This is a genomic window from Thermomonas fusca DSM 15424 (genome assembly GCF_000423885.1).
GTDB classification, from domain to species: domain Bacteria; phylum Pseudomonadota; class Gammaproteobacteria; order Xanthomonadales; family Xanthomonadaceae; genus Thermomonas; species Thermomonas fusca.
On record NZ_AUIV01000023.1, the window covers coordinates 12,649 to 35,192 of the forward strand.

17 protein-coding genes are annotated in these 22,544 nt (G+C 69.8%); 7 read left to right on the plus strand and 10 right to left on the minus strand.

Features of this window, described 5'->3' with window-relative positions; genetic code table 11:
- Window positions 1-224: 224 nt before the first annotated feature.
- The 3 genes from G582_RS0110355 to G582_RS0110365 form a co-directional block, all read right to left on the minus strand.
- Window positions 225-1,637, minus strand: coding sequence for a TolC family outer membrane protein (locus G582_RS0110355; protein WP_028839779.1), 1,413 nt, complete (start codon window positions 1,635-1,637; stop codon window positions 225-227).
- A gap of 17 nt (window positions 1,638-1,654) precedes the next feature.
- On the minus strand, window positions 1,655-2,323 hold the full coding sequence (locus G582_RS0110360; RefSeq protein WP_028839780.1) for a protein-L-isoaspartate O-methyltransferase family protein: 669 nt from the start codon (window positions 2,321-2,323) through the stop codon (window positions 1,655-1,657).
- 147 nt (window positions 2,324-2,470) lie between these two features.
- Entirely contained in the window at window positions 2,471-3,115 is a 645-nt protein-coding gene (locus G582_RS0110365; RefSeq protein WP_028839781.1) for a TetR/AcrR family transcriptional regulator, read from the minus strand.
- Window positions 3,116-3,196: 81 nt separating this feature from the next.
- Between G582_RS0110365 and G582_RS0110370 the strand changes: the two genes are divergently transcribed.
- From G582_RS0110370 to G582_RS16255, 3 genes are all read left to right on the plus strand, one after another.
- The gene (locus tag G582_RS0110370) at window positions 3,197-4,282 is read left to right on the plus strand and encodes an efflux RND transporter periplasmic adaptor subunit (RefSeq protein WP_038053756.1); all 1,086 of its coding nucleotides are present in this window, start codon (window positions 3,197-3,199) and stop codon (window positions 4,280-4,282) included.
- A gap of 3 nt (window positions 4,283-4,285) precedes the next feature.
- Window positions 4,286-7,411 carry an efflux RND transporter permease subunit gene (locus G582_RS0110375; RefSeq protein ID WP_028839783.1) on the plus strand — a complete coding sequence of 1,042 codons (3,126 nt, stop codon included), beginning with the start codon at window positions 4,286-4,288 and terminating at the stop codon, window positions 7,409-7,411.
- A gap of 82 nt (window positions 7,412-7,493) precedes the next feature.
- Window positions 7,494-10,433 carry a ligand-binding sensor domain-containing diguanylate cyclase gene (locus tag G582_RS16255; RefSeq protein ID WP_248642760.1) on the plus strand — a complete coding sequence of 980 codons (2,940 nt, stop codon included), beginning with the start codon at window positions 7,494-7,496 and terminating at the stop codon, window positions 10,431-10,433.
- Here G582_RS16255 and G582_RS0110385 read toward each other — a convergent pair.
- On the minus strand, window positions 10,430-11,314 hold the full coding sequence (locus G582_RS0110385; protein ID WP_028839784.1) for a LysR family transcriptional regulator: 885 nt from the start codon (window positions 11,312-11,314) through the stop codon (window positions 10,430-10,432). The genes G582_RS16255 and G582_RS0110385 overlap by 4 nt on opposite strands.
- A 98-nt stretch (window positions 11,315-11,412) precedes the next feature.
- On the opposite strand from G582_RS0110385, the gene leuC reads away from it, so the two are divergent.
- Window positions 11,413-12,834, plus strand: a complete 1,422-nt coding sequence (leuC, locus tag G582_RS0110390; RefSeq protein WP_028839785.1) for a 3-isopropylmalate dehydratase large subunit — start codon at window positions 11,413-11,415, stop codon at window positions 12,832-12,834.
- Window positions 12,831-13,475, plus strand: a complete 645-nt coding sequence (gene leuD / locus G582_RS0110395) for a 3-isopropylmalate dehydratase small subunit (protein ID WP_028839786.1) — start codon at window positions 12,831-12,833, stop codon at window positions 13,473-13,475. Before leuC ends, leuD begins: the two co-directional genes overlap by 4 nt.
- A 108-nt stretch (window positions 13,476-13,583) precedes the next feature.
- On the opposite strand, the gene leuB is transcribed toward leuD, so the two are convergent.
- The 6 genes from leuB to ilvC are packed head-to-tail and all read right to left on the minus strand — an operon-like array spanning window position 13,584 to window position 20,319.
- On the minus strand, window positions 13,584-14,675 hold the full coding sequence (gene leuB, locus G582_RS0110400; protein ID WP_028839787.1) for a 3-isopropylmalate dehydrogenase: 1,092 nt from the start codon (window positions 14,673-14,675) through the stop codon (window positions 13,584-13,586).
- Window positions 14,676-14,702: 27 nt separating this feature from the next.
- A complete protein-coding gene (locus G582_RS0110405; RefSeq protein WP_028839788.1) occupies window positions 14,703-16,271 on the minus strand; it encodes a 2-isopropylmalate synthase in 1,569 nt (522 codons plus the stop codon).
- Window positions 16,268-17,368 (minus strand): threonine dehydratase, encoded by a 1,101-nt coding sequence (locus G582_RS0110410; protein WP_028839789.1) that lies wholly within the window; start codon window positions 17,366-17,368, stop codon window positions 16,268-16,270. Before G582_RS0110410 ends, G582_RS0110405 begins: the two co-directional genes overlap by 4 nt.
- A complete protein-coding gene (locus tag G582_RS0110415) occupies window positions 17,365-17,598 on the minus strand; it encodes an ACT domain-containing protein (protein WP_028839790.1) in 234 nt (77 codons plus the stop codon). The genes G582_RS0110410 and G582_RS0110415 overlap by 4 nt, the downstream gene beginning before the upstream one ends.
- Window positions 17,582-19,327: an acetolactate synthase 2 catalytic subunit gene (gene ilvG, locus G582_RS0110420; RefSeq protein WP_038053759.1), complete on the minus strand. Its 1,746-nt coding sequence runs from the start codon at window positions 19,325-19,327 to the stop codon at window positions 17,582-17,584. Before ilvG ends, G582_RS0110415 begins: the two co-directional genes overlap by 17 nt.
- The gene (ilvC, locus tag G582_RS0110425) at window positions 19,327-20,319 is read right to left on the minus strand and encodes a ketol-acid reductoisomerase (RefSeq protein WP_028839792.1); all 993 of its coding nucleotides are present in this window, start codon (window positions 20,317-20,319) and stop codon (window positions 19,327-19,329) included. The genes ilvG and ilvC overlap by 1 nt, the downstream gene beginning before the upstream one ends.
- Window positions 20,320-20,476: 157 nt before the next feature.
- Here ilvC and G582_RS18560 point away from each other — a divergent pair, with 157 nt between their 5' ends.
- The gene (locus G582_RS18560) at window positions 20,477-20,599 is read left to right on the plus strand and encodes a hypothetical protein (protein ID WP_282705142.1); all 123 of its coding nucleotides are present in this window, start codon (window positions 20,477-20,479) and stop codon (window positions 20,597-20,599) included.
- 81 nt (window positions 20,600-20,680) lie between these two features.
- Window positions 20,681-22,537, plus strand: a complete 1,857-nt coding sequence (gene ilvD, locus G582_RS0110430; RefSeq protein ID WP_028839793.1) for a dihydroxy-acid dehydratase — start codon at window positions 20,681-20,683, stop codon at window positions 22,535-22,537.
- The last annotated feature ends 7 nt before the right edge of the window (window positions 22,538-22,544 follow it).

The following is a 22,544-nucleotide window of genomic DNA, read 5'->3' on the forward strand; positions in this document are numbered from 1 at the left end:
AGAAGCATCGCGCCCTTTCAGCGCGCTCCGGCAAGAACAACCGCCGTCAACGCGCCCCTGCAGGAGCGCACCGCAGGGGCGCGACGCATTTGGCGTGGTGTCGAGAACGCGTTCGCGCCCGTGCCGTGCGTGCCTGCGAAGCGTGTGCAAATGCGAAGAGCGGGGGCAAGCCCCGCTCTTCGGATATCAACGCATGCGTGCGGGCGTGGCCCGCCCCCGAGTGCTCAGCGCGCCGCCAGGGCCTGGTCGATGGCCTTGTCGGTGGTCAGCAGGCGGTTGATGTCCTCGACGTCGGAGACATCCAGGGTGCCGGCGGACTGCTCGAGCAGCAGCCGGCTCTGCAGGAAGTTGTACTTGGCCTGCGCGTAAGCCTGCTGCGCGGAGAACAGGGTGCGCTGGTTGTTCAGCACGTCCAGCACGGTGCGCGTGCCGACTTCCAGGCCGACCTGCGAGGCGTCGTAGGCGCTCTGCGCCGATACCAGCGCCAGCCGCCGCGCCTCGACCTCGCTCACGCCCGCGACCAGCGCCTGGTAGGCGTTGCGGGTGTTGCGCACCAGCGCGCGCTTCTGCTGCTCGAGCTCGTCGCCGGCGACGTCGCGGCGGGCGAGCGCCTGGCGCACGCCCGACTGCACCGCGCCACCGGCGAAGATCGGCACCGACAGGGTCAGGCCGAGGCTGCGCGACCGGCTCTGGTTTTCGAACGCGGTCAACCTCTGGTCGAGATTGTTGAACGAGGTGCCATCGGTCTTGCGGTCGCCGTAGCTGCCGCCGAAGTACAGCGTCGGCCAGTGGCCGGCGCGCGCGGTCTCGACGTCGTCCTCGGCCGACTGCACCTGGAACTCCTTGGCCTTCAGCGCCGGATTGTTGTCGGTCGCGCTCTGCACCCAGCCCTGCGCATCCCTGGCTTCCGGCAGCGCCGGCTGGAAATCGGCCGGCAGGCCCTTGAGGCTGTGCACCGGCTGGCCGGTGATCTCCACCAATGCCTGATAGGCGTCCGCGACCGCGTTGCGCGCCAGGATGGTGCTGGCGCGTGCGCTGTCGAACTGGGCGCGGGCCTCGTGCACGTCGGTGATCGGCGCCAGGCCGACCTCCAGCCGCTTGGAGGCGAAGTCGAACTGCTTCTTCAGCGCGGTTTCCGCCGCCTCCGCGGCCGCCAGCGTCTCCAGCTGCACCAGCACGTTGAAGTACGCGGCCGAGGTGCGGGTGATCAGCGCATCGCCGGCCGATTCGACCTGGAAGTCGCTGGCCTGGCTCAGCGCGCGCTGGCTCTTGAGCGCGGTGACCTTGGAGCGGTCGTAGACCATCTGGTTCAGGTTCAGGCCGGCATTGCGGATGGTCGCGTCCTGGGTGGTATCGCTGGGAAACAACAGGCTGCCGAACACCTGGTTGCCGGTGCTGTCGGTGCGGTTCTCGGTGTAGCTGGCCTGGCCGCCGACCTGCGGCAGCATCGCCGCGCGTGCCTGCACCGCGCCTTCGCGGGTGGCCAGGCGGCCGGCTTCGGCGGCGGACAGTTGCGGGTCGCCGCTGCGCGCCAGCTCGTAGGTCTGCAGCAGGTCTTCGGCGGCGACGGTGGCGGGCAGCAGGGCGGACGTGCCGAGGACGGCAAGCAGGGCAACAGCGAGAGGACGGCGGATCATGCGGCTTCCTTGACGGATCAGAACTCGAAGGTCGGCACGGGCGCCGTGCCGACGAGATAGGGGAGGTCGGTTTCGAACAACGACTGGATGCGCGGCGCGTTGACGGCGTTGCCGCCGCCGTCGACGCGGACCAGCACCGCTTCCATCGCCGGCGAACGGCCACGGACGACGAACATGCGCCCGCCCGGTTGCAGCCAGTCGAGGAAATGCGCCGGGATCTCGGCCACCGCGCCGGTGACGCAGACCGCGCTGAAGCGGCGGCCGGTGCGGTAGGTCAGGGCGTCGGCGGTGATCACGGTGGCATTGCTGATCGATTGCGCGGCCAGTTGCGTGCGCGCAGGGCCGGCGAGGTCGGCATGCAGTTCGAGGCTGACCACGTCGCGCGCCAGGCTCGCCAGGCAGGCGGTCAGGAAGCCGCTGCCGGTGCCGATCTCGAGCACGCTTTCGGTCGCGGTGGGCAGCAGCGCCTGCAGGATCCGGCCTTCCAGCACCGGCTTCAGCATGGTCTCGCCGTGCCCCAGCGGCAGCGCGGTGTCGGCATAGGCCAGCCCGCGCAGCGATTCGGCAACGAAGGCTTCGCGCGGCATCCGCGCGAGGGTGTCGAGCACGCGCACATCCAGCACGTCCCAAGGACGGATCTGCTGTTCCACCATGTTTTCACGGGCGCGGGCGAAGTCGATGCTCATGCGGGGATAAATCCGTTGCGGGGAACCGTGCATTATAGTACCGCAAGCCCCGGTCTGGCGGGCAGTCTGGCCGTACCGGTACACCAGCACGCAGTGCCGGAAGTCACCGCCACCAAGGGCGGGTCGGGGCTTGGTTCAGCCTGCCGGTCAGCGTTTCGCATAGGCGCGCAGGAACAGTTCCACCACGCTGGCGACATGCTCCTGCGCGGTGTCGTGACGCGCGCTGCAGCAGTAGCCGAACACCGCCCGCGCATGCAGTTCGCCCTTGAGCAGGGTGAAGAACTGGCCGGCGGCACGGACGGGGTCGTCGATCTCCAATTCGCCGGCGGCGATGCGCCGCTCCAGCAGCGCGGTGAAGCCGTTCTGCACGCGCTGCGGGCCGGCTTCCCAGAACACCGCCGGCATCTGGCTGCCGGTGACCTGCGGCGAGCACAGGATGCGGTGCCCGGCGATCGCCTCCGGGGTCATGATCATCGCGAAAAACGCCTCGCCGATGTCGGTCAGGCGCTCGCGCAGCGGCACCGCGGGGTCGGGCTCGAACAGGCGCGTGGGCATGCCCAGTTCGCAGTGCGCGCGCACCGCCTCGGCGAACAGGCCGTCCTTGTCGCCGAAGTGGCTGTAGACGGTGAGCTTGGACACCCCGGCTTCGGCCGCGATCTGGTCCATGCTGACGCCGGCGAAGCCCTGCAGCACGAACAGCCGCTTGGCGGCGTCCAGGATCGCCGCGCGCTTGGCCAGGTCTTTCGGCCGGCCGGGGCCTGCGGGCTTGCATTCGGGGGTGTTGCGGATCATGCCTTGGATAGTGGACTGCGGAGTTTGAGAACTATACCATACCCGCCAGTTCAATATAGAGCGCAAGCCGACGGAGCAGGCATGAAGCTGGAAGGAAACAAGCTGCGCAAGCCGCGGGCGCGTTCGCTGGCCGCCTGCGCGCTGGTGGTGCTGACCCTGGGCGCCTGCGGGCGCGACCCGCAACCCACCGAGGCGGTGCGCACGGTGCTGGTGGTGCAGCCGGGGGCCGCTGCCGGGATGGCGGCGGAAGCCTTCGCCGGCGAGGTGCATGCGCATCAGGAAAGCGCGCTGGCGTTCCGCGTCGGCGGCAACCTGGTGCGGCGGCTGGTCGATGCCGGCGCAGCGGTGAAGCAGGGCCAGCTGCTGGCGGAACTGGATCCGGGCGATGCGCGCCTGCAGGCCAGCGCCGCGCAGGCCGACATGGCGCGGCTGGGCGGGGACCTGGAGCGTTACCGCAAGCTTGTGGCGCAGAAGCTGATCAGCCAGTCGGCCTTCGATGCGCAGCAGGCGGCCTGGCGCGCCGCCCGCGCGAAATACGAATTGATGCGCAACCAGGACGACTACACCCGCCTGCGGGCACCCCGTGATGGCGTGATCGCCAGCCGCCAGGCCGAGGCCGGACAGGTGGTGGCGGCCGGGCAGCCGATCTTCCTGCTGGCCGGCGACGGTGGCCGCGAGGTCGCGATCGGCCTGCCCGAAGCGCGCATCCGCGATTTCCACACCGGCCAGCCTGCGGTCGTGGAGCTGTGGAGCGCGCCAGGCAAGCGATTGCCGGGGCATATCCGCGAGATCGCCGCCGCCGCCGACCCGCAGACCCGCACCTACGCCGCGCGCGTCGCCCTGGATGGGGCGATGGCGGCGGACGCCGGGCTCGGCCAGAGCGCGCGCGTGTTCATCGCCGGTGCCGCGGGCGGCGGCCTGCGCCTGCCGCTGGCGGCGGTGCAGCGCGGCGACAGCGGTGCCACCGTGGTGTGGCTGGTGAAGGACGGCAAGGTTTACCAGCGCGCGGTGCGGCTGGGCGGTTACGGCGAGGACAGCGTGCCGGTGCTGGAAGGTGTCGGCGTGGGTGACTGGGTGGTGGCCGCCGGCGGCCACCTGCTGCGCGAAGGCGAGGCGGTGAAACCGGTCGACCGGGGCAATCGCCCGGTCGCGGCCGGGACGCGCTGAGCCATGGGCGGCTTCAACCTGTCGGAATGGGCGCTGCGCAACCGCGCGCTGGTGCTGTTCCTGATGATCGTGCTGGGCCTGGTCGGGGCCTGGTCGTACCGCCAGCTGGGCCAGTCGGAGGACCCGCCGTTCACCTTCAAGGCGATGGTGGTGCGCACGCTGTGGCCGGGCGCCACCGCCGAGCAGGTGGCGAAACAGGTCACCGAGCGGGTCGAGAAGGCGGTGATGGGCACCGGCAAGTACGAGTTCGTGCGTTCGTACTCGCGGCCGGGCGAATCGCAGGTCATTGTGATGGCGCGCGACTCGATGAAGTCGAAGGACGTGCCCGAGCTCTGGTACCAGGTGCGCAAGAAGGTCGGCGACATCCGCGCCACCCTGCCGGCCGAGGCGATCGGCCCGTTCTTCAACGACGAGTTCGGCGACACCTTCGGCAACATCTACGCGCTCACCGCGCCGGGCTTCGACTATGCGCTGATGAAGGACTACGCCGACCGCATCCAGCTGGAGCTGCAGCGGGTGCCGGACGTCGGCAAGGTCGAGCTGGTCGGGCTGCAGGACGAGAAGATCTGGATCGAGCTGTCCAACACCAAGCTGGCCACGCTGGGGATTCCCCTGTCCGCGGTGAAGCAGGCGCTGGACGAGCAGAACGCGATGGCCCAGGCCGGCTTCTTCGAGACCGGCAGCGACCGCATCCGCCTGCGCGTGGACGGACAGTTCGATTCGGTGGAACAGATCCGCGCGTTCCCGATCCGCGCCGGCGACCGCACCCTGCGGCTGGGCGACATCGCCAGCGTCAAGCGCGGCTTCGCCGATCCGGCGGCGCCGAAGATGCGCTTCATGGGCCAGGACGCGCTGGGCATCGCGGTGGCGATGCGCGGGGGTGGCGACATCATCCGCCTGGGGAAGACGCTGGAGGCCGAGTTCCAGCGCCTGCAGAAGACCCTGCCGGTGGGCATGCGGCTGGGCAAGGTGTCCGACCAGCCGCAGAGCGTGCACGAGGCGATCGGCGAGTTCGTGCGCGTGCTGGCCGAGGCGGTCGCCATCGTGCTGCTGGTCAGCTTCTTCTCGCTGGGCCTGCGCACCGGCATGGTGGTGGCGGTCAGCATCCCGCTGGTGCTGGCGATGACCTTCGCCGCCATGCACGTGTTCGGCATCGGCCTGCACAAGATCTCGCTGGGCGCGCTGGTGCTGGCGCTGGGCCTGCTGGTGGACGACGCGATCATCGCGGTGGAGATGATGGCCATCAAAATGGAGCAGGGCTACTCGCGGCTGAAGGCGGCGAGCTTCGCTTGGGAATCGACGGCGTTCCCGATGCTGACCGGCACGCTGGTGACCGCGGCCGGCTTCCTGCCGATCGCCACCGCGGCGTCGAGTACCGGCGAATACACCCGCTCACTGTTCCAGGTGGTGGCGATCGCGCTGTGCGTGTCGTGGGTGGCGGCGGTGCTGTTCATCCCGTGGCTGGGCGACAAGATGCTGCCGGACCTGCACGATGCGCACCTGCGTCCGACCTTGATGCAGCGCCTGCGCCAGCGTTTCGGCGGCGCGCCATTCGAGCCTGCCGCCGCACACGCGCACGATCCCTACGACAGCGCTTTCTACCGTCGCCTGCGTGGCTGGCTGGACTTCTGCCTGCGCCACCGCTGGCTGGTGATCGGCGCCACCGTGGCCGCGTTCGTGGCCTCGATCGCGCTGTTCCGCTTCGTCCCGCAGCAGTTCTTCCCGGACTCGGTGCGACCGGAGCTGATGGTGGACCTGGAGCTGGCCGAAGGCAGCTCGCTGCGCGCCACCGATGCGCAGGCGCGCAAGCTGGAGGCGCTGCTGAAATCGCGCGAAGGCATCGAGAACTACGTCGCCTACGTCGGCACCGGTTCGCCGCGCTTCTACCTGCCGCTGGATCAGCAGCTGCCGGCCGCCAACTTCAGCCAGTTCGTGGTGCTGGCCAAGGATCTGCAGGCGCGCGAAGCCACCCGCAGCTGGCTGATCGATGAGGTCGCGCCGCAGTTCCCCGAACTGCAGCTGCGCGTCACCCGGCTGGAGAACGGGCCGCCGGTGGGTTACCCGGTGCAGTTCCGCGTCTCCGGCGAGGACATTGGCCAGGTCCAGGCCATCGCCCGCCAGGTGGCCGGCAAGGTGCGCGCGGATCCCGACGTGGCCAACGTCAATCTCGACTGGGGTGAACCCAGCAAGGTGGTGCGGCTGCGCATCGACCAGGACCGCGCCCGCGCGCTGGGCGTGAGCAGCGCGCAGCTGGCGCATTTCCTGTCCGGTTCGCTGTCGGGGCTGTCGGTCAGCACCTACCGCGAGGACAACGAGCTGATCGAGATCCTGCTGCGCGGCACCCGCGACGAGCGCGCGCGGCCCGACCTGCTGGGCAGCCTCGCCGTGCCCACGCCCGGCGGCAGCGTGCCGCTGGCGCAGATCGCCACGCTGGAGTACGGCTTCGAGGACGGCATCATCTGGCATCGCAACCGCCTGCCCACGGTGACCGTGCGCGCCGACATCCGCACCGACGCGCTGACCCCGCCGACGGTGGTGGCGCGGATCCTGCCGACGCTGGCGGATGTCCGTGCGTCGTTGCCGGAGGGTTACCTGCTGGAAACCGGGGGTACGGTGGAGGATTCCGCCCGTGGGCAGAACTCGATCAAGGCCGGCATGCCGCTGTTCCTGCTGGTGGTGACCGCGCTGCTGATGCTGCAGTTGCGCAGCTTCCCGCGCACTGCGCTGGTGCTGCTGACCGCGCCGCTGGGGCTGATCGGCGTGGTGCTGGCGTTGCTGCTGTTCCGGGTGCCGTTCGGCTTCGTGGCGATGCTCGGCACGATCGCGCTGGCCGGCATGATCATGCGCAATTCGGTGATCCTGGTGGACCAGATCCAGCAGGACATCGATGCCGGCCACGACCGCTGGCACGCGGTCATCGATGCCACCGTGCGCCGCTTCCGGCCCATCGTGCTGACCGCATTGGCGGCGATCCTGGCGATGATCCCGCTGTCGCGCAGCGCCTTCTACGGTTCGATGGCGGTGGCGATCATGGGCGGGCTGACCGTGGCCACCCTGCTGACCCTGTTCTTCCTGCCGGCGCTGTACGCGGCCTGGTTCAAGGTACGCAGGGACGAAGCCGGCGCCTGACGCGCGCTGCCGAGGCAGCGGCGCGATGCTAGATTGGCGGTGGGCAGGCGCAAGCCTGCCCGCGCAGTATCAGGGGGCGGTCTTGCACAGCGGAAATACCGGAATCGACGGCGGCAACATGCTGCGCCTGCGCAGGCACTGGCTGCTGCTGGCGCTGCTGTGGCTGTTGGCCGTGCCGGTGGCCTGGGCGGCGCCGGCCACGCGCCATTACACGCTCAGCGGCTGGACCATGGAGGACGGCCTGCCGCATCCGCTGGTGCACGTGGTGGCGCAGGACCGCGACGGCTTCCTGTGGGCCGGCACCTGGGAAGGCGTGGTGCGCTTCAATGGGCGCGGCTTCAGCCTGTTCGATCGCCAGAACGTGCGCGGCATGGAGCTTGCCGGCGTCTACAGCATCCTGCCCGAAGCCGATGGCGGCGTGCTGTTCGGCACTGCCCGCAACGGCATTGTCCGCTATTACCAGGGCGACTGGCAGCGCGTGGGTGGCGAAGCCGCGCGCATGCTGGCGGCGTCGGCCCTGTGGCGCGGACGCGACGGCGCGCTGTGGTTCGCATCCGGCAGGCGACTGCTGCGGCTGGACGGCCATGGCCTGCAGGACGCCGGCAGGATGGCGGGCCTGCCGGCCGGCGAAGTGCTTGCGCTGGCGGAAGACAAGGACGGTGCGCTGCTGGTGGCGGGCGAAGCCGGGCTGCATCGCATCACGCAGGGCCGCGCACAGCGCTGGGGCGCGGACTGGGTGGCGCCCGGCGCGGCAACCGCACTGCTCGCCGATGGCCGTGGCGGCTGGCTGGCCGCGCATGATGGCGGCGTGCGCTGGCGGCATGCCGATGGCCGCATCGAACGCATCGATGTGGGCCGGCGGGTCAGCGCGATGGTGCTGGACGAACGCGGTGTGCTGTGGATGAACCTGTCCGACGGCCAGCTGCTGCGCCGCGACGCCGACGGCAGCCAGTCGCCGATGGGGATTCCCGGCACGGTCAACAAGGCATTGCTGCTCGACCGTGAGGGGCTGGTCTGGGTGGGCAGCAGCGATGGCCTGTACCGGGTCGCCGATGGCCAGGCCAGCGGCCTGACCCGGCGGGATGGGCTGGCCAGCGATTACGTCCGCAGCGTGCTGCAGGATGAGCAGGGTGCCTACTGGATCGGCCATGCCGATGGCCTGTCGCGCTGGTCGCAAGGGCGGATGCAGACCATCCGGCTGGGCGAGGGCGCCGGGGCGCATGACACCTCGGTGCTGTCGCTGGCCCAGCGCGATGGCAAGCTGTGGGTGGGCACCTACGACCTCGGCGTGCTGCAGCTGGATGCGCAGGGGCGGGTGCTGCAGCGCCTGCGTCTGGGTAGCGGCACCCAGCCGGTGGTCCGCGCACTGCTGCCGGAACCCGACGGCAGCCTCTGGATCGGCGGCAACCACGGGCTGGTCCACTGGCGCGACGGCCGGGCGCATCCCTATCTGGGTGGCGCGGGCCAGCCGGACCTCGTCGTGCAGGCGCTGTACCGTGACCCAAACGGCCCACTCTGGATCGGTACCAACAACGGTATGGCCATGCTCGATGCAGGCGGCCGGTTGCGCCGCTGGGAGCCGGAGCACGACGTGCCCGCGCAGTACTTCTTCGACTTCCTGCGCGATGGCCGCGGCGATTTGTGGATCGCCAGCGACCGCGGTCTGCTGCGCATGCGCGATGGCCGCTTCACGGTCTACGACCATGCGCGCGGATTGCCGCGCGACAAGCTGTTCCGGATCATCGATGACGGCGTGGGCAGCCTGTGGCTGTCCAGTAACACGGGCGTGTTCCGGGTAGCGCGGCGCGAGCTGGATGAAATCGATGCCGGCACCCGCACCCAGCTGGCCGTGCACGTGCTGGACCGCAGCGACGGCATGCCCGGCAGCCAGAGCAATGGCGCCAGCCAGCCCGCCGGCTGGTTGACGCGGGAGGGCCGGCTGCTGTTCCCCACCTCGGCCGGGCTGGCGGTGATCGAGCCGCGCGCGGTGGTGACCGGACGCGTCGGCGCGCCGCCGGTGGCATTCGAGCGGATCATCGTGGACGGGCAGGCGCAGCCGCTGCGGCCGCTGCTCACCCTGCAGCCACGCGCCAACCGGCTGGCAATCGGCTATGCCGGGATGAGTTTCCGCGCGCTCGACAAACTGCGTTACCGCTATCGCCTGCACGGCTATGACCAGGATTGGGTGAGCGCGAGCGCCGACAGCGAGGCTGTGTATACCCGGCTGCCGCCGGGCAGCTACCAGCTGGAAGTGCAGGCGATGGCGATGCCGGTGGATTGGTCCCGCAGCGAACGCATCGGCAGCGCGCGCATGGACATCACCGTGGTGCCCGCGCTGTGGCAGCGGCCGTGGGTGCGCGCACTGCTGGCGCTGGGAGTGGTGGCCGTGGTCGCGCTGCTGGGCTGGTGGCGCACCGCCAGTCTGCGCCGGCGCCAGCGGCAGCTGAACCGGGTGATCGCCGAGCGCACCGAGGAACTCAGCGAGAAGAACCGCCAGCTGGAGGTAGCCGGCTATCGGCTGCAGCACTTGGCCACCCATGACGGCTTGACCGGGCTGCCCAATCGCCGCGCCGGCGACGCCCAGCTGGTCGGCGCGGTGGCACAGGCACGGGCAGAAGCCAGGCCGCTCAGCGTCGCCCTGATCGACATCGACCACTTCAAACAGATCAACGACCGGTATGGCCATGCAGCAGGTGATGCGGTGCTGCAGGCGGTCGGTGGCGTGCTGGCGGAATTCGTCGCGGAGTGGGGCCTGTTCGCGGCGCGCTACGGGGGCGAGGAATTCATGGTCTGCATGGAAGAGCTGCCGCTGGCGGACGGCGCGGCGCGGATGCGCGAGCTGCTGGCGCGCATCCGCGCGCTGCCGGTGGCAACCGAGGAGGGCGGCGAGCTGCACTGCACGTTCAGCGCCGGCGTGGCCGAACTGGTGCCCGGGCAGACGCCGCACGCCCTGCTGGCACTGGCCGATGACCGTTTGCGGGAGGCCAAGCAGCAGGGCCGCAACCGCGTCGTCGCCGGCTAGGACTTCGCCGCCCGTCCGGCGCCGGCATCCAGCAGGGAGATGAACGCCTGCGCCGCGCGCGACGGCGTGCGCCCGGCGTGGGTGACGCAGCCCAGCTGGCGCGACAGCTGCACGCCGCCGACCGGCAGGACGCGCAGGCTGCGGTCCAGCATGGTCCGCGGCAGCACGCCCCAGGCCAGCCCCACCGAGGCGAGCATCTTCAGCGTCTCCATGTAGTTGCTGGTCATCCGCAGCCGCAGCGGCAGGCCGCGGCGGGCGAAGGCGTCGGCGACGATGCGATGGGTGAAGGTATGCGGTTCCGGCAGCACCGCCGGATGCGCCGACAGCTCGGCCAGCGTGGGGCGCGCCCGCTGCGCCAGCGGATGACCGGGTGCGGCCACGAAGCACAGCGGGTCGTCCCACAGCGCCGCTGCCCGCAGCGGCGGCGTGGCCGGCCCGAGGGTGGTCAGCGCCAGTTCGATCCGGCCCTGCAGCACCTCGTTCCAGGCCTGCTCGGAATCCAGGAAACGGATGTCCAGCTCCACCTGCGGATACCTGGCCACGAACCGGCGCAGCAGCGGTGGCAGCCGATGCAAGCCGATGTGGTGGCTGGTGGCGAAACGCAGCACGCCGCCGATGCCTTCGCCCACCTCGCGCAGCGCCTGCCGCGCGTCGCCGGCGTCGTCCAGCAGCCGCCGCGCGCGCGGCAGCAGGGTGCGCCCGGCCTCGGTCAGCACCACCTGCCGCCCCAGGCGGTCGAACAGGCGCGCCTGCAGCGACGTTTCCAGCTGGGCGATGCGCTTGCTCACCGCCGGCTGGGTGAGGTGCAGCTGGTCGGCCGCGCTGGAAAAACCGCCGTGCTCGGCCACGGCGACGAAGGCGGCGAGATTGGCGAGATCCATTTGCATTCCTAATGGGAATCGAATGGATGAAAAATATCCATTTGAGTCATGGAAGGAAAGCCGGCAGTCTGGCCATAGATACGCCGCGAGACGCGCCAATGCCCGGCAAGACCCTGTACGACAAGCTGTGGGAGATGCACGAGGTCAGCCGCCGCGACGACGGCTCCTCGCTGCTCTACATCGACCGCCACATCCTGCACGAGGTGACCTCGCCGCAGGCGTTCGAAGGGCTGCGGCTGGCCGGGCGGAAACCTTGGCGGGTGGATGCCAACCTCGCCACGCCCGACCACAACGTGTCGACCACCAAGGCCGAGCGCGTCGGCGGATTGGCCGCCATCGCCGACGAAATCTCGCGCACGCAGGTGCGCACGCTGGGCGAGAACTGCGCGGACTTCGGCATCCTCGAGTTCCCGATGAACGACCCGCGCCAGGGCATCGTCCATGTGGTCGGCCCGGAGCAGGGAGCAACCCTGCCGGGCATGACCGTGGTCTGCGGCGATTCGCACACCTCCACTCACGGTGCATTCGGCGCGCTGGCACACGGCATCGGCACCTCGGAGGTCGAGCACGTGCTAGCCACCCAGTGCCTGGTGGCGCAGAAGATGAAGAACATGCGGGTGACGGTCGATGGCGAGCTGGCGCCGGGCGTGACCGCCAAGGACATGGTGCTGGCGATCATCGGCCGCATCGGCACCGCCGGCGGCAACGGCCATGCGCTGGAGTTCGCCGGCAGCGCGATCCGCGCGCTGTCGATGGAAGGCCGCATGACCGTCTGCAACATGGCCATCGAGGCCGGTGCGCGGGTCGGCATGGTGGCGGTGGACGAGGCCACCATCGCCTACGTGCGCGGCCGACCGTTCGCGCCGCAGGGCGAAACGTTCGAACAGGCGGCGGCGCTGTGGCGCACGCTGGTATCGGATGCCGATGCGGTGTTCGACCGGGACGTGCTGCTGCGCGCCGAAGACATCCGCCCGCAGGTCAGCTGGGGCACCTCGCCGGAGATGGTGCTGCCGGTCGACGCGCAGGTGCCCGATCCGGCGCGCGAAGCGGACCCGGTGAGGCGCGATTCGATCGAGCGCGCGCTGAAGTACATGGGCCTGCGCGCCAACCAGCCGATCACCGACATTCGCCTGGATCGCGTGTTCATCGGTTCCTGCACCAATGCGCGGATCGAGGACCTGCGCGCCGCCGCCGCGGTGGTGCGCGGCCGCCGGGTGGCGGCGACGGTGAAGCAGGCGCTGGTGGTACCCGGCTCCGGGCTGGTCAAGGCGCAGGCCGAGCGCGAGGGGCTGGATCGCGTCTTCCTCGATGCGGGCTTCGAATGGCGCGAGCCCGGCTGCTCGATGTGCCTGGCCATGAACCCGGACCGGCTGGAAAGCGGCGAGCACTGCGCCTCCACCTCCAACCGCAATTTCGAAGGCCGGCAGGGCGCCGGCGGCCGCACCCACCTGGTCAGCCCGGCGATGGCCGCTGCCGCCGCGATCGCTGGCCACTTCATCGACGTGCGGGAGCTGCAATGAATCCGTTCACTACACATACGGGACTGGCGGTGCCGCTGGATCGCGCCAATGTCGATACCGACCAGATCATCCCCAAGCAGTTCCTGAAGTCGATCAAACGCAGTGGCTTCGGCCCCAACCTGTTCGACGAATGGCGTTACCTCGATGTGGGCCAGCCGGGGCAGGACTGCGCGACGCGTCCGTTGAATCCCGGCTTCGTGCTCAACCAGCCGCGCTATGCCGGCGCCAGCGTGCTGCTGGCGCGCGCCAATTTCGGCTGCGGCTCCAGCCGCGAGCATGCGCCGTGGGCGCTAGCCGAATACGGCATCCGCGCGATCGTCGCGCCCAGCTTCGCCGACATCTTCTTCAACAACAGCGTCAAGAACGGCCTGTTGCCAATCGTGCTGGCGGACGACGAGGTGGAGGCGCTGTTCGCGCAGTGCGCGGCGACGGAAGGCTATGCGCTGGCCATCGACCTGCAGGCGCAAACGGTGACGCGCCCGGATGGGGCGCAGCACCATTTCGAGGTCGACGCCTTCCGCAAGCACTGCCTGCTGCACGGGCTGGACGATATCGGCCTGACCCTGCGGCACGTCGATGCCATCCGCGCGTTCGAAGCGAAGCACCACGCTGCGCAGCCGTGGGTATTCGCGTCGCCGTAATCGTGCGAAGTGGGGCAATGCCCCGCTCTGCAAGTGCTGTGTTCGATGTTCCGCCCGACGTGTAGAGCCGGGCACTGCCGGGCATTGCCCGGCTTGCGCCGCAGTCTGTCAGTCGCGCAGTTCCATCACATGGCAGGGCAGCTCCAGTTGCTCCAGCACCGCGTCGGTGACGGCGCGGGTGCCGACGGCGCGCGCGCGGTCGGAGGTCAGGTCGGCGGTGAGGACCCCGGCGTCGAGTGCCTGCGACACCGCCAGCTCCACGCACTGCGCCTCGCCCTCCAGCTCCAGCGCGTGGCGCAGCAGCATCGCCGCGCTGAGGATCGCGGCATAGGGATTGGCGATGCCCTTTCCGGCAATGTCCGGCGCGCTGCCGTGGATCGGTTCGAAGATGCCGCCGCGACCCTCACCCAGCGAGGCGCTGGGCAGCAGGCCCAGCGACCCGGCCAGCATCGCGGCTTCGTCGGTGAGGATGTCGCCGAACATGTTCTCGGTGACGATCACGTCGAACGAACGCGGCCGCGCCAGCAGGTGCATCGCCATCGAATCGACCAGCTGGTGCTCCAGCTGCACGTCGGGAAACTCCTCGCCCACGATGCGCGTCGTGACGTCGCGCCACAACCGCGAGGTTTCCAGCACGTTGGCCTTGTCCACCGAGGTCAGCCTGCCGCTGCGCGCGCGTGCCAGCGCGGCGGCATGGCGCACCACCCGTTCGATCTCGGCGACGCTGTAGCGGCACAGATCGGACGCATCGCCGTCGCCGCGAGTCTTGTCGCCGAAGTAGATGCCGCCAGTCAGTTCGCGCACCACGATCAGGTCCACGCCCTGCAGAAGGTGGGGCTTGATCGGCGAGGCGCCGAGCGTGGCCGCGTGCGGCTTGACCGGGCGCAGGTTGGCGTACAGGCCCAGCGCCTTGCGGATCGCCAGCAGCCCCTGTTCCGGGCGCACTTTGGCGCTGGGATCCGACCATTTTGGGCCGCCCACCGCGCCCAGCAGGATGGCGTCGGCGGAGCGCGCCGCGGCCAGCGTTTCCGCAGGCAGCGCGCTGCCGCTGGCGTCGATGGCGGCGCCGCCTATCAGGTGTTCGCTGAAGTCGAAGTCGTGGCCATAGCGCGCGGCCACCGCGCGCAGGACGGCAACGGCGGCGGCGGTGACTTCGGGGCCGATGCCGTCACCCGGCAGTACGACGATGTTGGCGTGCATGTGTGCGGTTCCTTGGGGGGAGTAGGGTCAGGCGGGGATCGCCACGGGTTGCGTGGCCTGAGTGCGCAGCACGCGGTTGGCGACGTCGAGCCAGGCGATCGCGCTGGCTTCAAGCACGTCGCGGCTGGTGCCTTGGCCGCTGAGCGTCTCGCCGTCGATGCGCGTGCTCAGGTTGGCTTCGCCGCGGGCGTCACGGCCGATGCCCATGCTGTGCACTTCGTAGCTCTCCAGTGCGAAATCGACGCCCGTCGCCTGCGCCAGCGCGGCGAACAGCGCGGCGATGGGGCCGTCGCCATGGGCGTCCTGGCGTACCTGGCTGCCGTCGGGATCGGACAGTTCCACCTGCGCGCGGGTGTGCTGGCCTTCGTCGGTCAGGTGCATCGCGGCGATGCGCCAACCGGGGCCGAAGCGTTCGCCTTCGACCAGCTGCAGCAGGTCGGCATCGCCGATCACGTGCTGGGTCTGGGTCAGCGCCTTGGCATCGGCGATCACCCGGTCCAGCTGCACATCGTCCAGCACATGGCCCAGCGCGCGCAGGCGGTCGGCTACCGCCGCGCGCCCGCTGTGGCGGCCCAGCACCAGCTGTGAATCCGGCCAGCCCACGTCCTGCGGGCGCATGATCTCGTAGGTGTCGCGGTTCTTCAGCATGCCGTGCTGGTGGATGCCGGACTCGTGCGCGAACGCGTTCAGGCCGACGATGGCCTTGTTGCGCTGTACCTGGATGCCGGTGATGCGCGACAGCAGGCGCGAGGTGTCCAGCAGCTTCGGGGTGGCGATGCGGGTATCCGCGCCGTACCAGCCCCGGCGCACCTTCATCGCCATCACCAGTTCTTCCAGCGCGGCGTTGCCGGCACGCTCGCCGATGCCGTTGATGGTGCATTCCACCTGCCGCGCGCCGCCCTCGATGGCGGCCAGCGAGTTGGCCACGGCCAGGCCCAGGTCGTTGTGGCAGTGTGCGCTGAACACGACGCCGTTGGCGCCCTTCACGTTGGTGCGCAGGAAACGGAACAGCTCGCGGATTTCCTCCGGCGTGGCGTAACCCACGGTGTCCGGCACGTTGACGGTGCGCGCGCCGGCGGCGATCGCCGCTTCGAACACCTCGACCAGGAAGTCGCGCTCGGTGCGGAAGGCGTCCTCCGCGGAAAACTCCACGTCATCGACGTGCCGGAGCGCCAGCTCGACGCCCATCACCGCGCGTTCGATCACCTGCTGCTTCGACATCGACAGCTTGTGTTCGCGGTGCAGCGGGCTGGTGGAAATGAACACGTGGATGCGCGGTGCGGCGGCGGCATCCAGCGCGCGTGCGCAGGCTTCGATGTCGCCGGCGTGGCAGCGTGCCAGCCCGGCGATTGCGGCGCCGCGCACATTGCGTGCGATGGCCTGCACGGCGCCGAAGTCGGCCGGCGAGCTGTTGGGGAAGCCGGCCTCGATCACGTCCACGCCGAGATCGGCCAGTGCGTGGGCGAAGGCGATCTTCTGCAGGCTGCTCATGGTGAAGCCCGGTGACTGTTCGCCATCGCGCAGGGTGGTGTCGAAGATGACGACACGATCGGGAGATGCGTGTTCCGCGGCGGCGGCGTTGGTGCTTGCGTTCATGCGTAGCTGGTCTCGGGTGCGGGTTCGGTGCGCGCGCTGCGCGGCACGGGAATGGCGACGGCTGGGAGCGGGCCGGCAGCACGCGGGGGCGTGGAGGCTGCCGGCGGCATAAGTCGCTCCTGCCTGCGCTGCCGCGGTTTGCGCGGCGGGCGTGGCCGCACGTCCTGCAGCAGCCCCGCCAGCACCGCTGCATCGAGATTGCCGCCGGAGACCACCGCGCACTTGCGCCTGGCCGCGACGCGCTTGCCCGCGGCCAGCGCCAGCGCGCCCGCGCCCTCGGCGATTAGGTGTTCCTCCAGCGCCAGGCGCACCAGCGTCTCGCGCAGCTCGGCCTCGCGCACGATGACCACGTCGTCCAGCAGCTCCGCCAGCACGCGGCGGGTCAGCGCACCCGGGATCTTCACCTTCACCCCGTCGGCGAGCGTTGCCACCGGTTCGATGATCCGGTCGTCGCCGCGCAGCGCGCGCGCCATTGCATCGACGCCCTCCACCTGCGCGCCGATCACCCGCACGCCCTGCGCCTTCAGCGCCAGCGCAACGCCCGCCGCCAGCCCGCCGCCGCCGATCGGCACGATCACCACGTCAGGGGAAAGCGCGATGGCGATTTCCAGCCCCACCGTGCCCTGGCCGGCGATCACGTCGGGATCGTCGAACGCGGACAGCAGCCGGTAGCCGTGCTGCGCGGCCAGCTCGGCGGCGAAGGCCCTGGCTTCGTCGTAGCTGTCGCCGTGCAGCCGCACGGTGGCGCCCCAGTGGGAGACGCCGGCGATCTTGGTGGCCGGCGCGCTCTTCGGCATCACCGTGATCGCCTGCATGCCCAGCCGGTAGGCGGCCCAGGCCAGGCCCTGCGCGTGGTTGCCAGCGGAGGCGGTGATGGTGGGACGCAGATCGCCGCGTTCGCGCGCCGCCAGCAGCGCGTTCATCGCGCCGCGCACCTTGTACGAACCGGTGCGCTGCAGGTTTTCCAGCTTCAGCCAGCAGCCGGAACGCTCGGCGTAGTGCAACGGCGTCGGGCTGAGATAGCGGCGCAGCCGCGCCTGCGCCGCCAGCACGTCGCTGGCGGTGGGGGCGTGCAGGGTGGCTACGTCCGCGCTCATGCTTCGCGTACTTCCACCGCCAGGCAGTCGTACAGCCTGGCCAGCTGGTGCTGCAGGCTTTCCGGTTCGCGGCTGCCTTCCACGGTCATGCGCAGCTGCCAGTGATCGCCGTCGTCCTGGGTTTCGCCATCGACGCTGACCGGTTGGAAACCGCGGCGCTCGGTGGTGCCCAGCACGCGGGCCAGTGCGCCCTCGGCACGGCGCAGGGTGAGTTCAAGCCGGTAGCGCATGGGGCGTCTCCGAGGGCGTGCGTGCGGTGCTGGCCACCGCGTCGTCGTGGGCGGGATCGAGCATCTGCTGCGCGTTGTTGCGGTTGGGCGGCACCAGCGGCCAGACGTTGGCGGCGGTGTCGATGGCCACGTGCAGCAGCGCCGGGCCGTCGGCATCCAGCAGCGCCTGCAGCGCGGCGTCGACGCCGTCGGCGCGGTCCACGTGCAGGGCGGTGATGCCGAAGGCGGCGGCGATCGCGGCGAAGTCCGGGTTGTCGGACAGGTCGATCTCGGAATAGCGCTGCTCGAAGAACAGTTCCTGCCACTGCCGGACCATGCCCAGCGCCTGGTTGTCCAGCAGCACGATCTTCACCGGCGAGCGGTAGCGCCGCAGCGTCGCCAGCTCCTGGATGTTCATCATGATCGAGCCGTCGCCGCTGACGCAGACCACCCGCGTCTCGGGCCTGGCTTCCTGCGCGCCCAGCGCTGCCGGCAGGCCGAAACCCATCGCGCCGAGGCCGCCGGAGGTCAGGTGCTTGCGCGGATGGTCCATCCGCCAGTGCTGCGCCACCCACATCTGGTGTTGGCCGACGTCGCAAGCGACCGTCGCATCCGGCGCCAGCTCCGACAGTCGCTTCAGCAGCGCCGGCGCATACACGCCGCTGCCCGGCGCGTCGTAGCGCGCGGCGAACTGCTGTGCGCGCTGTTTGCACTGCGCACGCCAGGCCTTGCGCGCCGCGCCGTGGCGGCCATGCAGGTGGGCAGCGCAGGCGAGGGTCAACCGGGTCAGGGTGGTGGCGATGTCGCCGCGCACGCCGGCATCGGCATGACGCAGCTTGCCGATTTCGCAGGCGTCGATGTCCATGTGGACGACGCGCGCGTGCGGCGCGAACTCGGCCAGCTTGCCGGTGGCGCGGTCGTCGAAGCGTGCGCCAACCACGATCAGCAGGTCGGCCTCCTGCACGGCCAGGTTGGCGGCGCGGCTGCCGTGCATGCCCAGCATGCCAAGGTTGAGCGGGTGCTGCGTGGGCAGTGCGCCGAGGCCCTTCAGGGTCAGCACGGCCGGGATCTGGGTTGCATCGACGAAGGTGCGGAACGCCGGCACGGCCTCGCCCAGCGCAATCCCGCCGCCGGCGTACAGCACCGGCCGCTGCGCCTGCGCGATCAGCGCCAGCGCGGCGTGCAGCGAGGCGTCGGTTGGCGCTTCCGGTGCATCGGTGCCGGACGACACATGCGCCGGCAGCTGCGCGGCGTTGGCGATCTGCACGTCCTTCGGCAGGTCGATCAGCACCGGGCCGGGGCGACCGCTGCGCGCCAGCCGGAACGCTTCGCCCAGCATCGTCGGCAGGTCCTCGACGCGGCGGGCGATGAAGCTGTGTTTCACCATCGGCATGGTCATCCCGAACACGTCCAGCTCCTGGAACGCGTCGGTGCCCATCAGGTGGGTGGGCACCTGTCCGGTGATGACCACCATCGGCACCGAGTCCAGCATCGCATCCGCGATCCCCGTGACCAGGTTGGACGCGCCGGGGCCGGAGGTGGCCACGCATACGCCGACGCGCCCGCTGGCCCGCGCGTACCCGTTCGCCGCGAACGCCGCGCCCTGCTCGTGGCGGGGCAGCACGTGGCGCAGCCTCGGGGTATCGTGCAGGGCGTCGTAGAACGGCATGATCGCGCCGCCCGGATAGCCGAACAGCGTGTCCACGCCTTCGGCCACCAGCGCCTGCGCCAACCAGCGGGCGCCGTTCATCACGCGGCCTCGGCTTGCTTGGCGGCCGGCTGCGGCGCGTTGGCCAGCCACTGCATGTTGGCGCGCAGCTTCTTGCCGATGGCCTCGATCGGATGCTCCAGGTCGGCCTGCTTCAGCGCCTTGTAGTTGGCATTGCCGGCCGCGTATTCGGCGATCCACTGGCGGGCGAAGGTGCCGTCCTGGATTTCCGCCAGCACCTTCTTCATCTGCGCGCGGGTGTTGGCATCCACCACGTAGTCGCCGCGGGTCAGCGCGCCGTACTGCGCGGTTTCGCTGATGAACTCGTGCATGCGGGTGATGCCGCCTTCGTAGAACAGATCGACGATCAGCTTCAGCTCGTGCAGGCATTCGTAGTAGGCCACCTCGGGCTGGTAGCCGGCTTCCACCAGCGTTTCCCAGCCCGCCTGCACCAGCCGCGTGGCGCCGCCGCACAGCACCGCCTGCTCGCCGAACAGGTCGGTTTCGGTTTCCTCCTTGAAGGTGGTCCTGATCGCGTTCTGGCGCGCGCCGCCGATGCCGGCGCAATAGGTCATCGCCAGCTGCTCGGCGTGGCCGCTGCGGTCCTGGTGCACCGCGTACACCGACGGCACGCCGCGGCCGATCTCGTACTCGCGACGCACCAGCGCACCCGGGCCCTTGGGTGCGACCAGCACCACGTCGAGGTCGTCGCGCGGGGTGATCTGGCCGTAGTGGACGTTGAAGCCGTGGGCGAACAGCAGGCAGGCGCCCGGGTCCATGTTCGGCTCGAGGACTTCGCCATACAGCTGCGGCTGCACCATGTCGGGGGTGAGCACGGCAACGATCTGCGCGCCCTTCACCGCCTCGGCGGGGGTCTTCACCGTGAAGCCGTCGGCCTTCGCCTTGAACTCGGTCGGGCCGCCCGGGCGCAGGCCGATGGTGACGTCGAAGCTGGAGTCGCGCAGGTTGAGCGCGTGCGCGCGGCCCTGGCTGCCGTAGCCGATGATGGCGATGCGGGGTTTGCTGCTGGTCATTGCGGTGGTTCCTGTTGGGAAGGTTTTGCGCGGGCCAAAACGAAAAACCCCGCACCTTGCGGTGCGGGGTTTTGCGATTCGGGCGTTGGTTTGCTGCTTTTCTTACACGCCGGATCGTCCCGCACCTGTGGGCGAGCTAATAAGTACGAGGACGAGGATGGACGCCGCCTTCGAGGCGGTCATCGGGGTCGGCGGTGGCATGTGGCGCTGCAACATGTTTTCAGATAAACATGCTTTCGACGCTGCTGTCAACCGTCGTGCCCATGCCGTTTTCGCATGAGCGAAAGTTGCAGCGGAAACCGCGCAAATGCAGCAGGATCAAGGCCTGCAGCGCGTGAACGCCGCCCACGGATTTTCCAAGATGCCCGACTACCGCTCAAAAACCTCCACCCACGGCCGCAACATGGCCGGCGCCCGCGCGCTGTGGCGCGCCACCGGCATGCGCGACGACGACTTCCACAAACCCATCGTCGCCATCGCCAATTCCTTCACCCAGTTCGTGCCCGGCCACGTGCACCTGAAGGACATGGGTCAGCTGGTCGCGCGCGAAGTCGAGGTTGCCGGCGGCGTCGCCAAGGAGTTCAACACGATTGCAGTCGACGACGGCATCGCGATGGGACACGACGGCATGCTGTATTCGCTGCCCTCGCGCGAAGTGATCGCCGATTCGGTGGAGTACATGGCGAATGCGCACTGCGCCGATGCGCTGGTGTGCATCAGCAACTGCGACAAGATCACCCCCGGCATGCTGATGGCCGCGCTGCGGCTGAACATCCCCACGGTGTTCGTGTCCGGCGGGCCGATGGAAGCGGGCAAGACCCGGCTTGCCGATGGCAGCGCGGCCGAACAGAAGCTGGATCTGGTCGATGCGATGGTGATGGCCGCCGATGCGGCGGTGAGCGACGAGCAGGTCGCCGCGGTGGAGCGCAGCGCCTGCCCGACCTGCGGTTCGTGCAGCGGCATGTTCACCGCCAATTCGATGAACTGCCTGACCGAAGCGCTGGGCCTGTCGCTGCCCGGCAACGGCACCACGCTGGCCACCCACGCCGATCGCGAAGCACTGTTCAAGCGCGCCGGCCGCCTCATCGTCGAACTCTGCCATCGCTGGTACGGCGGCGAGGATGCCAGCGCGCTGCCGCGCGGGATCGCGACGTTCGAGGCGTTCGAGAACGCGATGGCGCTGGACATCGCGATGGGCGGTTCCACCAACACCATCCTGCACCTGCTTGCCGCCGCGCAGGAAGCGGGCGTCGCCTTCGACCTGCGCGACATCGACCGACTCTCGCGGCGCATTCCTCAGCTGTGCAAGGTGGCGCCGAATTCGCCGAAGTACCACGTCGAGGACGTGCATCGCGCCGGCGGGATCATGGCGATCCTCGGCGAGCTGGCCCGCGGTGGGCTGCTGCATGCCGACGTGCCGACCGTGCATGCGAAAACGCTGGGCGAGGCGATCGCGCAATGGGACATCGCCACGGTCGATGACGAGGCGGTGCGCACGTTCTATCGCGCCGGCCCGGCCGGCATCCCGACCCAGGTCGCCTTCAGCCAGTCCACCCGCTGGCCCACGTTGGACCTGGATCGATCCGAAGGCTGCATCCGCGACGTGGCGCATGCCTATTCGCAGGAGGGCGGACTCGCCGTGCTGTACGGCAACCTCGCGATGGATGGCTGCGTGGTGAAGACCGCCGGCGTGGACGAGTCCATCCACGTGTTCGAGGGCCGCGCGCGCGTCTATGAAAGCCAGGACGCGGCGGTGGCCGGTATCCTCGGCGACGAGGTACAGGCCGGCGACGTGGTGGTGATCCGCTACGAAGGCCCGAAGGGCGGGCCGGGCATGCAGGAGATGCTGTACCCGACCAGCTACCTGAAATCGAAAGGGCTCGGCAAGGCCTGCGCGCTGCTCACCGACGGACGTTTCTCCGGCGGAACCTCGGGCCTCTCGATCGGCCACGTGTCGCCGGAAGCGGCGGCGGGCGGGACCATCGGACTGGTTCGCGACGGCGACCGCATCCGCATCGACATTCCGCAACGTTCCATCGAATTGCGCGTCGATGAAGGCGAGCTTGCAACGCGCCGCGCGGAGCAGGACGCGCGGGGCTGGAAGCCCGCGCAGCCGCGCGCGCGCAAGGTCAGCGTGGCGTTGAAGGCGTATGCGCTGCTGGCGACCAGCGCCGACAAGGGCGCGGTGCGCAACCGGGAACTGCTGGAAGGGGCGTGACGCCCCG